This window comes from Serratia microhaemolytica (assembly GCF_004011885.1).
Lineage (GTDB): Bacteria > Pseudomonadota > Gammaproteobacteria > Enterobacterales > Enterobacteriaceae > Serratia_G > Serratia_G microhaemolytica.
Genome location: NZ_SBEF01000002.1, coordinates 103,418 through 116,414 on the forward strand (window position 1 = coordinate 103,418; position 12,997 = coordinate 116,414).

12 protein-coding genes are annotated in these 12,997 nt (G+C 45.4%); 6 read left to right on the plus strand and 6 right to left on the minus strand.

All coding sequences use genetic code 11. The annotated features are described in order from the left end of the window. Positions 1–6: 6 nt before the first annotated feature. From EOJ37_RS02405 to EOJ37_RS02425, 5 genes are read right to left on the minus strand one after another with little or no spacing between them, the layout of a single operon-like run. Complete coding sequence (locus tag EOJ37_RS02405; protein WP_127957352.1) at positions 7–966, minus strand: HpcH/HpaI aldolase/citrate lyase family protein; 960 nt, start codon at positions 964–966, stop codon at positions 7–9. Next, the gene (locus EOJ37_RS02410) at positions 966–2,045 is read right to left on the minus strand and encodes a cysteine protease StiP family protein (protein WP_127957356.1); all 1,080 of its coding nucleotides are present in this window, start codon (positions 2,043–2,045) and stop codon (positions 966–968) included. Before EOJ37_RS02410 ends, EOJ37_RS02405 begins: the two co-directional genes overlap by 1 nt. A 1-nt stretch (position 2,046) precedes the next feature. Further along, complete coding sequence (locus tag EOJ37_RS02415; RefSeq protein WP_127957360.1) at positions 2,047–2,820, minus strand: HAD family hydrolase; 774 nt, start codon at positions 2,818–2,820, stop codon at positions 2,047–2,049. Then, entirely contained in the window at positions 2,813–3,946 is a 1,134-nt protein-coding gene (locus EOJ37_RS02420; RefSeq protein ID WP_420820611.1) for a phosphoribosyltransferase domain-containing protein, read from the minus strand. The genes EOJ37_RS02415 and EOJ37_RS02420 overlap by 8 nt, the downstream gene beginning before the upstream one ends. Before the next feature lie 18 nt (positions 3,947–3,964). After that, positions 3,965–5,023, minus strand: coding sequence for an ATP-grasp domain-containing protein (locus tag EOJ37_RS02425; RefSeq protein WP_127957590.1), 1,059 nt, complete (start codon positions 5,021–5,023; stop codon positions 3,965–3,967). A gap of 464 nt (positions 5,024–5,487) precedes the next feature. Between EOJ37_RS02425 and EOJ37_RS02430 the strand changes: the two genes are divergently transcribed. From EOJ37_RS02430 to EOJ37_RS02455, 6 genes are all read left to right on the plus strand, one after another. Further along, entirely contained in the window at positions 5,488–6,072 is a 585-nt protein-coding gene (locus EOJ37_RS02430) for a TerD family protein (protein WP_127957366.1), read from the plus strand. Next, positions 6,069–7,232, plus strand: a complete 1,164-nt coding sequence (locus EOJ37_RS02435; protein ID WP_127957369.1) for a TerD family protein — start codon at positions 6,069–6,071, stop codon at positions 7,230–7,232. The genes EOJ37_RS02430 and EOJ37_RS02435 overlap by 4 nt, the downstream gene beginning before the upstream one ends. Positions 7,233–7,254: 22 nt before the next feature. After that, positions 7,255–7,710: a tellurite resistance TerB family protein gene (locus tag EOJ37_RS02440; RefSeq protein WP_127957372.1), complete on the plus strand. Its 456-nt coding sequence runs from the start codon at positions 7,255–7,257 to the stop codon at positions 7,708–7,710. Positions 7,711–7,732: 22 nt separating this feature from the next. Further along, entirely contained in the window at positions 7,733–8,773 is a 1,041-nt protein-coding gene (locus EOJ37_RS02445; protein WP_127957375.1) for a TerC/Alx family metal homeostasis membrane protein, read from the plus strand. Between the two features lie 42 nt (positions 8,774–8,815). Continuing rightward, positions 8,816–9,394, plus strand: coding sequence for a TerD family protein (locus tag EOJ37_RS02450; RefSeq protein ID WP_127957379.1), 579 nt, complete (start codon positions 8,816–8,818; stop codon positions 9,392–9,394). A gap of 69 nt (positions 9,395–9,463) precedes the next feature. Then, a complete protein-coding gene (locus EOJ37_RS02455) occupies positions 9,464–10,039 on the plus strand; it encodes a TerD family protein (RefSeq protein WP_127957382.1) in 576 nt (191 codons plus the stop codon). Between the two features lie 563 nt (positions 10,040–10,602). Here EOJ37_RS02455 and EOJ37_RS02460 read toward each other — a convergent pair. Beyond that, the gene (locus EOJ37_RS02460; RefSeq protein WP_127957385.1) at positions 10,603–12,774 is read right to left on the minus strand and encodes a M48 family metallopeptidase; all 2,172 of its coding nucleotides are present in this window, start codon (positions 12,772–12,774) and stop codon (positions 10,603–10,605) included. Positions 12,775–12,997: the final 223 nt, after the last annotated feature.

The following is a 12,997-nucleotide window of genomic DNA, read 5'->3' on the forward strand; positions in this document are numbered from 1 at the left end:
GGTGTGTCAATGTTGGGGTATTTTTCCTCTTATCAATCTGATTCCATCAGCACTCTGTTCATTCTGTAAGCCGTAGAATCGGGCTCTGTCCAGAATTCTGGTCGCCCAACGGCGATGCGTTGCAGGCTCGCACATCGTTCCCTGCGACTTGAATACCGCGTGGGTCGAATTAAGGATCCTGAGAGCGTCAGAGTGCTCTCCTTGGCTAACCATTAGCGCACTTTGAATGGCCTCTATTTGGCCTGGGTGAATGGCGGTCTTACCTACAAGCCCATGCGCTATATCAAGAGCCAACTCTCTTTCCATCACTTGATGGTCGTCAATATGCTCACACACGGGGGCGGTTAGCGCGAAATCACGTGCCCCAAAAACTGATACCAGCATTTTGATGACGTAACCCATTGGGCTATCATATAGCGTCAAGTCACGGGGCCGGCGAAGTGACACAACGTTCATAAGATCATTGCCGCCGATACGAAGAGCAATAATACGTTGGTGACAAGGATGATTAACTAGGTGGGCAGCTAACTCGCGCATCTGAACCACGTCAAAGACGTCTTCTGTTTCCAGTGTCGGCATCATACACAACTGGGTTTCAGCCATGATTTGCCACCACTCAGGTAATGAACTGAGGGTAAATTTCGGCAACACAAATCCGTCAACAGCAGAAAGATCAACGTTCTCTTTTAACCATGCGCCCATTTCTGTATTACGAGGACGAATGAACACCAATGGCCAGTCATTATTGCCCCATTTACGAAGGTGATCACTAAGTTCATGCAGCAGTTGCTCAAGATTTTTAACAGCAACCGGGACGTCTGCCTCACTGATGGCATCCTCAAGACAAATCACCAGTGAACGTAAACCAGGGATCTTTCGGTGCATTACTGTATCAGCAATGTCTATCCGAGTAGCCGGCATGTAAAGTGTAGCCCCCAGATTCCAATGGGAAAGACGATTTTTCATCAGAGTACCTTCTTTATAATAGTTACAGCCCGATACTGGCCGAGGGTTTCCCCCATTTCTGTAACAATAATTCCCTTTTCACGAGCAAGCCCTACCAGTAATGCCACATCTGGATCATGAATCGAACGCACAAGAACATGCTGTGGCACCCGACGCAACAATGCGCGAGTTGCCTCAGCAATGCCTGGCTTAATGCGATTAACGTTGTCCACTTTAAATTGATTAACCAAGTACGCGATCACATCACGGCTTATCTGCCACAACGCTTTGGCAGATTCTGTGTTCCAATTCAGTGGTTCCAGTGATAACAGTGATAACTTTCTACGAAAACGAGACACCGTATCTACCAGCATCCTGCTACATTCGTAGTCACTGAGATGCTCACAAACCATGCAACCATGTAACCCTTCCGTCGACCAAACCGACCGGGAAATTAGGCCGGATACCGGTGCTCCCATGATGCCAAACGGAATCAACCAATCGTCAGCACCGGCAGCAAGCCAGGAAGAACCACAGGGGTCAGCCAGTACAACTAGGTGTGGCTGCTCCGGATAGCCTTGGCGACCTTTCAGCGTACGTATCAGTTCCTCAGTAATCGCTCCTTTACCCGTCCAACCATCGACAAATACAATTCCGCTGGTACCATGTTGTTTTTCAATAATATTGAGAGCGACACCATCAATTCCGCGATCACGGATGATACTGATACCATAGTGGAAGGAGGTTCTTCCCATATCGCGCAGAGCCTGATGCAACATAACACCTAACGGTACGCCAGCCCTGACAAGGCTGACCAGTACTACAGGCTCATTCCCGACGCGTTCGGCCAGAGCCACAGCGAGTTGCGTGACCTCTTTGGCAAGTCGTTCCGCTCCCTGTTCCAGTGCCCGATGAAATAAATCAAGATGCCATTGAGTGGGTGCCGGCTCTTGGCTCAGCATATCCGAGTAATGTTTTTTCCCAGACTGAATCAGCTCTTCCTTTTGATCTACCGGGGTCATTGCAATTTCGATAGGTTTCAGCAGAAAATCCACATCATCCGGAAGGTAAGAACCAGAGAATGTTTCACGTAACTGCATCTTATTTTTCTCCTAGAATTTGCTGTGAGATAGCATCTGCAAACTGACTCTGTCGCGGAATGCCAAACCAACTGCACAGTTTCATAAAACGATGATCAGTTAGACTGTCACCCAAACCAATCACAGGGAAAATCCCTCGTTCAGCACGAAGCTTTTCGAGCAGCCAACTAACAGCTAAGCCTTTCTCTACCGGCGTAGGAAGCCAGGCGACGTTATTATTATTGCGATGAATATAAAAACCCTCTGTCGGGAAGATGTGTTCAATTTCATCAGCAATCATATTGAGTTCATCAAGGCGAGTGCTGTCACGATGTTTCATCACCATGTAGACCGGCGTTTCACCATATTCAAAGTTAAGCCTCGCCCAAACATTGATCCCTTTTTTATTCAGCATGTCAGTAATGAGACGCTGCATTGAAGTTAGTCTTTCTAGGTAGGGGGCTAACTGGTCAAGCATATGGGATTTCCATTCTTCTTCGGGTTTACCATCTGGCGTCAAAATAACGGCACCATGAGTCGTAATAGCCCAGGAGCGGAAAGGGATTTGAACTCGACCAATTTCTTCAGTACCCCTCGCCGTGACTGGAATGAGTTCTGCCTGTTCCAGCAGCCAGTCAACCAGCATAGATTGTTCCTCCGTCATAAAGCTGCGTGGCTTCAAAGTGCGATCAACGGCACCGATACGGAATGGCTCCAGCGCCAACTCATTCACCATTTTTCGACGGGTCTGAAACAGCGTGTCGTCGAGATCGCTCAGAACAACAGGTTTATTCATAAGTAACAATCTCTACTACAGGCGCAACGTTAGCCAGTGCATTAAGCAACTGAACATCAATACTCTCCGCAGCTGTCTCAGCACAAACGAGGATACGATCAAACTGTTGGTGGGCTACGTTATAAACAAAATTGGGAATGCCCAACCCATAGTTATCCGTGAACGAAATTGCAGATTCAATCGCAAAACCAATTGCGATGGGGGAACGAGTGGTCGAACCGTAAAATACTTCTGCTCCAGCAGCTTCGAGACGTTCAGCGAGCAGAAACGGCTCCCAGACAAATTCTCCGGTGCCGAGAACCAGAATACGTTCCCTCTGGCGAACGGAAACCTCGTGACCGAGATCGGCCGCAGGTGCGATCATCCCCAGACGCCCCCAGGATTGTTTGCCGTTAATATCCCACAAGCCTCTTGACGTCACGTTGACAGTGGGCATGACCGGTACAGGCGCATCAGATAAAGGGATCCATTCCCACTGGCCGTTGACAAGCGAAACAGACTTAACGGGCAGGATGCTGTGCTCTGACAACGCATTACTACTCCAGTCTGTAAGCGTTACAGCGATAACCTGTTCTATATGTGGCAACTTACCAGTATTCCGAAGGGCAGAGAGCAGATTAATAAAGGTATTACCGGTTGTTGCTTCATCATCAATTAAAACTAGAGTACGCGCGCTGGTAACACGACGTCTTTTCTCTCCATCATCCGGTAGATAAATCAGATGATCAGTGGCATGACTGTGTTCTTCCTTGAATTCACAAAGCAACGAACCATCAACCGGATGACGGGTTGACGTCAGATAGACAGATTCACTATAGCGGTGGCGTAGCTCATCAAATACACCTGCACCAAGGCCAACGGCAGTTTCAGCCATACCGATGAAAACAACAGGCTCTGACAACGTTGATGGAAACTGGCTAGCAAGCTGCTTATAAGACTGACGCATAACTGTCGGCGATATAGGAATATGTCTGCCAAGTACCTTACTAACAAAAAGAAAAGCACGTTTAGGGTTGCGTCTTTCGGCAATGTCAAACAAATCATCGAGCAGAACATCTTCCCGATTATAAGTGATTTGGACAGTGCCGCATGAGAGTGTACGGCGATAAATCATATCTTCGATCATTACAGGCACAAACTCACTTTAATTTAGAATATTAGAGACAGTCTCCGGATAGACGATCACCTCTGTCATGGCTCTCACAGCAACCGGAGAAAAGGAAGTGTTAGCGCTCTGGATGACGCTACCTACGGACATCAAGCCGAGTTTATAAGCGGCAAATAATCCGGGAAGGTTGACTCCACCGTGCAGGGTATAACCGATCCCCCCGGAAGGACGCATATTTGTTTCAAGTAGTACTGGGTTACCATGCACATCGTTGCGTGTCTGAACATTGACCAATCCATCCGAATTCATAGTCTGGGCACAGGCACACGCAAGCTCAAAGGCAGGTCCTTCGTTGACTAGATACTGAATAGCGCCCTCTTTACGACGCCCCACCGCTGCAAGTATTTTTCCTTTGTCCGCCAGAATATCGACAGAAAATTCCGGGCCAGGTAGGTATGGCATCAAAACAAGCGGCTTAAACGACTCAGTTACTGAAGCTGCTGCAATATACTGTTGCGGATTAACAAGGCGATTCTCGGGAGAGTTAAAAACAGCCATCGGAGATGCGTTGTTATCAAAACGCCAAAATCCCATGCCATAGATACCCGTCACCGGCTTTACGCACACAGGGCTATCAAAGAACGGTGGTGACGTAAGGTACGTCTTCAATTCAGCAAGCGTATTCACTCGCCATGAAGGGACGACTGGCAGGCCGTTTTGCTCCATAAACTGCGCAAAAGTAACCTTTTCGTCTGCCAATGTCAGCCATTCTGCCCCTGTTGCACCTGTAGTCAAAGTAACTCCCGATGACTCAATGGCTATGCGGTTTTCCTCAAACCAATGGCTGTGACGCCCAGTATGAATATGGTGAATACCGTGTGACCGAACAATTTTTTTAATAAACGAAAGACGTTCCTCAGCCTCTTTAGGTTCGGTCAGAGAATAATCTGCGACGGAAAGAATTTCATTTCTCTCGCTGCTATGGGAAGCAAAAACAGTAATATCAAACTTATTTTCCTTAGCGAATAATTTAATCCCCTGAATAATGTTTCTTTGCGAGGAAAAACCTTCCATAAGCCAAATTTTTTTATTCATTCTCTTATCTTCACTCATGGCAGCATGCAAATTACGATTGAGGAGCGAGTCTATGAGTGTTATTGTCACTTGTCAATCTTGGTATGATTGATTACTCTAGCTGTAAAATAGGGTATGTTAATAAAATTCACCACAGAAATACATAATTAAAACTTATGTATTTGTTTATAGCAACCGTTGATGAATGCGTGCATGGCTGTGTTTTTTAGAAAAATTTCACTTGCCAGATAACTTCATCATGATATGATTTTTTCGTGATTTAATAGAAATCAGTTTAATTGCATCGCTCACTCAGGGCGAGCGCTTTATTGTGATTGTGCGATTTTTAATCACTGCAGGGTATATTATAATAAAATTTCACTATTACACTTAACCAATAATAGAGATATTTTTAGTCAATGATCGGGGATAACATGCTCATTCCCTTACCCTGCCTTGATCATTACTACCTCAAGGAATAAAATATGGTTTCGTTAAGTAAGAACCAGACTGTATCACTCAGCAAAGAATCTTCAGCATTAAGCAAACTTCAATTTGGTCTCGGTTGGGACCCGATCAAGAAAAAAGGATTCCTTGGCGGATTATTTGGTGGCAACGACTCGATCGATCTTGATGCTGGCTGTGTATTAATCGGCAGATCCGGAAAAAAAATTGACACTGTTTGGTTTTGCAAACTGAAATCCAGTTGCGGTTCAGTCGTTCACACTGGCGATAACTTGACTGGTGAAGGTGACGGCGATGATGAAGTTATCGAGGTCAACCTGCACAAACTGCCTGCCGACGTCGAATACCTCGCATTTACAGTAAACAGCTTCCGTGGTCAGACATTCAATGATGTCGAAAATGCTTTCTGTCGCGTAGTCGATCAAACCGGAAAAGAACTGGCGCACTATAAACTAACTGAACAGGGTTCTCACACCGGAATCATTATTTCGTCACTACGCCGTAATAATGGCAACTGGGACTTTACCGCCCATGGGCATGCCTGTCGTGGCCGTACAATTGACGATATGATCTCAGATATCGTTTCAACGGTTGTACGCTCATGAACCTGACTCCGGGCGGCAATGCCCCTGTTCCAGCACAAGAGCTTAGCATACGCATCTCCTCAGGAGGCTTAGTCGATGCTTCAGCGTTTCGTCTGTACACAGACGGTAAGGTTCAGAGTGATACGGATATGGTCTTCTACGGTCAGCCGATCAACGATGATGGTTCTGTGACTCTGGCCAGTGAAGGCCAGTACTCAACGTTTACTGTCGCGCTGAACCGACTGAAACCTGATGTTCAGAAAATAGCTTTTACTGTTACCTGTGACAGTGGGCAGACAATATCAGGTCTTCACAGTCTTTCACTCCGGGTGGAGCAGGGGGCAACCAGCTTGATAGACTGTATTGTCGAACTGACTGGTCGCCAAGAAGCCGCCTTAATTCTGGGTGAGTTTTATCGTCGTAATAATGACTGGAAATTTCGCTTCATTGCGCAGGGATTTAACGGTGGGCTCAAACCACTAGCAGAACATTTTGGTGTAAATATTGCCGATGAAGCAGCGCCTACTGTCCCCCCAATTATTACCCCACCAATTACCGCGCCGACAACCAAGAGTAAAATCAGCCTGAGTAAAGTATCTCTCACCAAAGAGAAGCCAGCAATAAGCCTGACCAAACAGGATGATTTTGGTGAAATCCGAATTAACCTGAACTGGCATCGGGGTAACACCAAATCTGGGTTTGCTAGCATTTTCAGCTCCAAAGGTATCGACCTAGATCTGGGGGCCTTCGTTGAGCTTCAGAGCGGTTATAAGTCGGTCATTCAGGCTTTGGGTAATGCCTTTGGTGATTATCACAATGAGCCTTACGTTCAGCTTAAGGGCGATGACCGGACCGGAGATGTAGCAGATGGTGAATGGCTGCACATTAATGGCCGTGAATGGAAGAATATTCGTGAAGTGTTGATTTATGCCTTTATTTACTCAGGGGTGCCTAGTTGGGATAAGACAGATGGGATTGTTACCGTTCATGTTCCGGGTCAACCCCCTATTGAGACACGTCTGACAGAGGGAGAGAACAGACGCACATTATGTGCGATTGTCAGACTTGTCAACAGAAATGGCGCGATTACGGTCGAGCGCATCAACCAGTATTTTAACGATCAGCGCGACATGGATCGTGCTTTTAACTGGGGATTCCAATGGAGTACCGGCTCTAAATAATACAGTGATAAAGGAAACAGATATGAGCTTATTAGACAAAGTAAAAGATGCAATTAACTCTGGACGGGACGAACTGACCCGCCAAGTTGGCCGTTTTAAAAACAAAAAATTCATGCAGGGAACTGTGGCTGTCTGTGCCCGTATTGCCGCCTCCAGTGACGGCGTAAGCGCGGAAGAAAAGCAAAAAATGATGGGTTTTCTACGCTCCTCAGATGAACTGAATGTATTCGATACCAATGAGGTTATCGAGTTCTTCAACAAACTGGTTTCAAGTTTCGATTTCGATATGGAAATCGGTAAAGGTGAAACCATGAAGTACATCTTGGCGTTGAAAGATCAGCCTGAGGCTGCTCAACTCGCCTTACGTGTTGGAATTGCTGTTGCGAAGAGTGACGGTAATTTTGATCAGGATGAGAAACTTGCCTCCCGCGAGATTGCTATCGGATTGGGTTTCGATCCAACTGAATTTGGACTCTGATTTGCATTCCTAAGGATGAATTATGGTTTCCACACACATCGGTTTCCCAACTGAAACAGTCATTGTTTTTGTTGTCCTTTCAATCGGCGCAATCTTTATTGACCTGTTTATGCACCGAGATGATAAGCCAATCTCTTTAAAAAGTGCTGCACTTTGGTCCGTATTTTGGGTTGCAGTTGCCATGATATTTGCCGGTTTCCTCTACATCCATCACGGTGAAGAAGCCGCTAGCCTTTTCGTCACTGGCTATGCATTGGAGAAAGTGCTCTCGGTTGACAATTTGTTTGTCATGATGGCTATTTTCTCTTGGTTCTCAGTACCGGATCAGTATCGCCATCGCATTCTATATTGGGGGGTAATTGGTGCTATCGTTTTCAGGGGTATCTTCGTCGCCATCGGCACCAGCTTGCTTAGCCTCGGCCCATACGTTGAAGTGGTTTTCGCTATCATCGTTGCCTGGACAGCAGTAATGATGCTCAAAAGCGGTGATAGTGATGATGAGATTGAAGATTACTCTCAGCACCTAGCTTACCGTATGGTCAAACGTTTTTTCCCCATCTGGCCGAAACTGAAAGGTCATGCCTTCCTGCTGACCCAGAAAGAGGTTGATAGCGAACTAGCACAACCAGATAACAAAGAGATGACCATTGGCCGTGGCAAGAAAAGTACCCTGTACGCTACTCCTCTCTTCCTGTGCCTAGCTGTGGTTGAACTTTCAGATGTTATGTTTGCGTTTGACTCAGTGCCAGCAATCATTGCCGTCAGCAGAGAGCCACTCATCGTCTACAGTGCCATGATGTTTGCTATCTTGGGTCTGCGCACTCTCTACTTTGTTCTTGAGGCCCTAAAACAGTACCTAGTTCATCTGGAAAAGGCCGTCATCATTCTGCTGTTCTTCATCGCGGCAAAACTAGGCCTCAATGCCACCGATCACATCTGGCACCATGGTTACAGCATTGCAGCAACAACTAGCTTGTATGTCGTACTGGTTGTTCTGGTGCTGGGTATCATCGCGAGTATTACCTTCCCTAGCAGACCTGATACAGCGGAAAAGGGAAGCTAATCGATTAAATATCATGAAAATCAGAAAAATAAGAGGTTATTTATGAGTGTTTCTCTTTCTAAAGGCGGGAACGTTTCCTTAAGTAAAACAGCTCCATCAATGAAAAATGTCTTGGTGGGCCTCGGCTGGGATGTTCGGTCAACCGACGGACAGAACTTTGACTTGGATGCATCCGCATTTTTGCTGGCTGATAACGGCAAAGTGCGTGGCGACGCTGATTTTATTTTCTACAACAACCTGACGTCCCCTGATGGTTCTGTAACTCATACCGGTGATAACCGCACCGGTGAAGGTGAAGGTGATGATGAATCCCTGAAGATCAAACTGGACTCCATCCCACCTAGTGTAGACAAGATTATCTTCGTTGTGACAATCCATGACGCTACAACCCGGCGCCAAAACTTTGGACAGGTATCCGGTGCGTTTATTCGCCTTGTGAATGACGATAACCAGACAGAAGTTGCTCGTTATGACCTAACAGAGGATGCATCCACTGAAACTGCCATGCTATTTGGTGAACTGTATCGTCATAATGGTGAATGGAAATTCCGCGCTATCGGTCAGGGGTATGCGGGTGGGCTGGCATCCGTTTGTGCTCAATACGGTATCAATGCGTCCTGACGTAAAAGTAATTCTTCATCTCTGGGGTTGTTAATTCAGCCCTCACTCAACTAATTGCAGGAGCTAAAAATGGCAGTTTCTCTCGTAAAAGGCGGCAACGTATCTCTGACCAAAGAAGCACCAACCATGAATATTGCTATGGTTGGCCTAGGCTGGGATGCCCGTGTAACCGATGGCCAGGATTTTGACCTGGACGCTTCAGTATTTGCAGTGGGCGAAGATGGCAAGGTGCTGTCAGACTCCCATTTCATCTTCTTCAATAACAAAACTAGCCCTGATGGTGCGGTAGAGCACCAAGGTGATAACCGTACTGGTGAAGGTGACGGAGACGATGAGCAAATCAAAATTGATCTGATTAAAGTCTCTACTGACGTCAAAAAGCTAGTGTTTGCCGTAACCATCTATGAGGCAGAAGCACGTAAACAAAACTTCGGTATGGTGAGTAATAGCTTCATGCGCGTTTATAACAACGATAACGGTGCGGAAATTGCCCGTTTCGATCTTTCAGAAGATGCTTCCACTGAAACGGCAATGATCTTCGGCGAACTATATCGCCATGGCGCCGAGTGGAAATTCAAAGCTGTTGGCCAAGGTTTTGCCGGTGGTCTTTCTGCTCTTGCTGCACAGCATGGTGTTAACATCTAAAAACTTGTCACTGAGTTTCTCCCGGCCATGATGCCGGGTTTTTTGTAAGTGCACTTAAATCAGTATCTGCTTTTTAGCACTTGACTGCGCAACACTGTCTCTGCATTCATTGAATACAGAGATGATGGGATGACATCACAACAACGTGCCGATTTTTGGCGTGAACAAATAACTCTCTGGCAGGCACCAAGCCTTCCCGTAAAGATTTTTTCCATTAATATACAATCACTTATTGCCAGTTTATCTACTGGCGGCACAAATATCACACGCCCGAAGAGCCCCTTTCACCCATGGCGGGATTCTACTTTGTATATAATTAAACCAAACATCTATTCGCTATGAAACTCAACAGGCCACTACAGCAAATATTGGTATTGCTAGGCAGTGGCAGTACTCAAATGCTGAAAAAATTAGGTGTGGCATATCAGTTAAAAGGAAACAGGGATGGTGCTCAGATAGTCGGTTTTGTTACTATTCTGAGCACCCTGGTTGAAAAAAATCGACTAGTTACCAACGATGGAACTACAACTAGTGGCTTGGCGCATTAGTTGGATATCGATGCGCTATGGTAATTGCTCAGGCTTATTACTTTGATTGCCCTCTAAACACGCCAGTTGGAAACGTGCATTACCACCGCGCCAATGAGCCAGCAGGTTTTCAAAAAACTCCTCATCGCTCATTTTTTTGATACCCAAAAAAGCCCATGTCAACTCATTACGTGTACGATTGTATTTGACCTTGCGTCTTAGAGTAGTTGGCCTTGGAGCATCTGGTTGCATAATGATCTTTAGATGACAGCCATAATTGCTGTGAGTCATGCTGATATCACTGACATGCTGCCATAAAATGGGATCCTTCAGCCCCCGTATGGAGAACTCTTTTTCCGTCATGGTGATAACAGGAAGTTTCGCATTCTTATGTGTCTTGATCAGAAATATAACCATAATCGCAATCAAGGGGAATGCAAAAGTCAGTGGTAGTCGGGTGTCAGGAATAAATAAGGATGACACCAATATCATGGATATGAAAAATATCAGCAAACATTTGTAAAGAGCAGCAGTTTCACATGCCACTACTGTCTCTATGCCTTCTTGTGCGATGGGCAAAAGTGCTTCTTTTATTTCCTTGGTTGATCGCGCTGCGTGATCAGCTATATCGTGTTGCAACTGGAAGGCAATAGAGCCTGACATTGAATTTGCTGTATTTTCATTTGGTGTATTACTATGCTCTGTACCATTTGTTGGTTGCGGCTCTGCTAACCCCAATTCTACTAACAAAGTCGTTTGCTGTGTGCTAGTGGCATTTTGTAACAGTTGCTCATCAATGGCTATATTCTGTGCTTCCAGCCGTTGGATCAGCGTAGGGTGACTATCTGTGGGGTGTGGGAACTGTTCATTCAGATATTCATTAAGATCGGTAAACCCATGCTCTTCTATGGAGTTCTGCACCAAGGTGATAATGTCTGCCTTCCCCTCCTCTGCCTGAATCCAGAAAACATCCAGCGCTCTATTTACGTGGGAACTGAGGCTGACTACGCGCATTAACGCATTGGCAAAAGTGGTAGCATCGGCAGCACGCACTCCGACAGCATCAGCTGCTAGCTCTCGTTCTCTGCTCCAGAATTGCACCGCTTCGTGGAAAGAATCCAGAAAATAGTGGCCAAGGATGAGCGCAGGTTTAGCTATCCAGTCACTGCCCACATTACTATCTTGTGTACTGGCATATACAGCAGAAATATTATTGATCGTAGCACGGTATATAGGTGCAAAGCGCAGACTATATTCGGTATCCGATCCGGTGAAGTGCCCCAACTCATGGGCAATAATGGTGGAAATCTCCGCTCTGTTCATAAAGGCCATATAAGGTAATGGCAGATAGAGCGTACGCCCATTTGAAATTTTATCACTATTGTAGAGTTGTACCGGGTTTTCAGTAACAAAAAAACCTTCGTTTAGTCCTATTACTAACGAATCTGGCATGACCGTTTGGGTAGTTTGTGAAACTTTCTCCACCAATTCCCACAGTATGGGGGCATTCTGTCTGGTTAGCTCATGACCTATCACCGTCATTTCACCAAGTTCAAAGGTTGCCTTGCTCGATTTGAAAATATTCCACACCATTTTCAGGCTATACCATAACAGCCCAATGACAAATATCACGACAAAGAAATATAGCTTTACTATACCAGCACTGACAATGCCATAAGTCAGGAACATTATCAGTTCATATGAAATTGCAGAGATCATGCTAAACACAAAGAAAACGCCAGTGCCACATAAGAACCAGGGTAATATTTTTTTCCCCTTTAAAAACTGTTGCAGTAACGCTTCTCGTGAAGATATTGCCTTGATCCCCAACCTGCGGATATAGAGGATCCCAGAGCCACCGATAATAAGTGTTATCAAAGAGATAGTTAGGGTGCCGAACGCAAATGCATTGCAAACTAAAGCAATCAACAAAGCGGATTGTAACCGTCCATGCTCATCTTTTACCCTGTAGATGAGCGTACCGACGGGTGTAATTTTTCCGGAACTGAGCTTAATTTGAGCAGAGTCTCCATGTTCTTGTTGTACCGCTTGTAGCTCTGTAATGGCATTCTGTAATTCTTGTATTTCGCTACGTATCTGGTCTAAAGGATAAGAACGCTGTATTTGCCAGCTTGCTAGCAACATAAACAGCACGGGTAAGCCAACAACAGAGAGGAGAATTTTTTTTAATGTTGAGTTATAAGACACGAGAACACCCTGTAAATATGTAATAATTTATGATTTCATGAGAGTATCAAAATTTCATAGCCGTAGTAAACATGCTAATTTTTATATTTTTTAATTAACAACACATCGTTTCTGATACGTTAAATAATGCGAATTGTGAGTAACAGCCCTGACTGGAGGGATCTTAATCAGTAGTAACGACATTGTATGGATCGTGACGCAGATTTAGTGGTCATGATTGACT